Annotated in this window: 1 protein-coding gene and 1 pseudogene; both read left to right on the top strand. The window is 46.5% G+C overall.

Annotation, left to right across the window (positions count from 1 at the left end; genetic code table 11):
- Positions 1 to 508: pseudogene (aceE, locus tag A3735_RS30095) on the top strand (pyruvate dehydrogenase (acetyl-transferring), homodimeric type); the annotation flags it as partial.
- A 10-nt stretch (positions 509 to 518) separates the two neighbouring features.
- Positions 519 to 1,242: biotin/lipoyl-containing protein (locus A3735_RS01725; RefSeq protein ID WP_156499315.1), on the top strand; the 724-nt coding region annotated here is incomplete at its 3' end.

Below are 1,242 nucleotides of genomic sequence, written 5' to 3'. Positions count from 1 at the left end.
GCGAGGAAAGAAACTCAGCGTTCAGTTAATGGGTAGTGGTGCCATATTAAATGAAGTTAGAGTTGCTGCCGAAATCTTGCGTGATGAATATAACATCGCAAGTGATATTTGGAGTGTCACTAGTTTTAATGAATTGGCGCGAGATGGCATGAAGACCGTTCGTTGGAATATGTTGAACCCGGATAAAAAGAAAAAAGTAAGCTATGTCGAAACTTGCTTGGGTGAACGTGAAGGACCAGTGGTGGCATCGACTGACTATATCCGCCTTTATGGCGAGCAGATTCGAGCATACTTACCGAAGCGCTATACGGTTCTGGGGACTGATGGTTTTGGCCGGAGTGATACTCGGCAGAAATTAAGACAGTTTTTTGAAATTGATCGACACTATGTCGTGGTGGCGGCTTTGAGTGCACTTTCTGAAGAAGGGAAGGTTGAAGCGAAGGTAGTGCTAGATGCGATGCGCAAATTCGGTATTGACCGAAATTGTCTAAGTCCAACTCAACGATAACCAGGAGACGATGATGAATTCGATAGAAGTCAAAGTCCCCAATGTCGGAGTTGAGGGCGAAGTAGAGGTTGTAGAGGTCTGTGTATCTCCTGGTGATGAAATTGAGGTGGACAGCTCACTTATTGTATTGGAATCGGATAAGGCGACCGTTGAGGTACCCAGTCCATGTGCGGGGAAGGTTGAATCAGTTTCTTTGACAGTAGGAGACAAAGTCAGTGAAGGTTCCTTGGTACTGGTGATGGAACCCTCTGAGGGGAACGCTCAGCTTGAGGAATCAGCTTCGGAAGAGAAGAGTCCGGGCGAAACACCGCAAAGTGAGCTTGTTCAGGTAGCTGTACCGGATTTAGGCGGAAGTGAATCGGTTGAAGTCATTGAGGTCTTGGTTGAAGTAGGTGATGCCTTAGAGTGTGATCAGGCGATGATTGTGCTGGAGTCTGATAAAGCAACCATGGAGATACCTTGCTCTGAGTCGGGTATTTTGCAAACGCTTAATATCAAAGTTGGAGACAAGGTTTCCAAAGGTGATATTATTGCAGAGCTCAAGGTTGAAGGTGGTTCATCAGCAGCGAATGCTAACGAAGAAATCAGCAAGCCTAGCAATGAAAATAAGCCCAAACCTGAGCATGACACTGATGCCCGGGAAGAGACAATCGTAAGTGAGGATGATGCGCCTGCGGTGCTGCCTCAGATTTCAGGAAGCAAGGTTCATGCAGGTCCTGCAGTTCGTAAATTTG

The organism is Oleiphilus sp. HI0061 (assembly GCF_001635675.1).
This window is presented reverse-complemented; position numbering and strand designations above follow the sequence as displayed.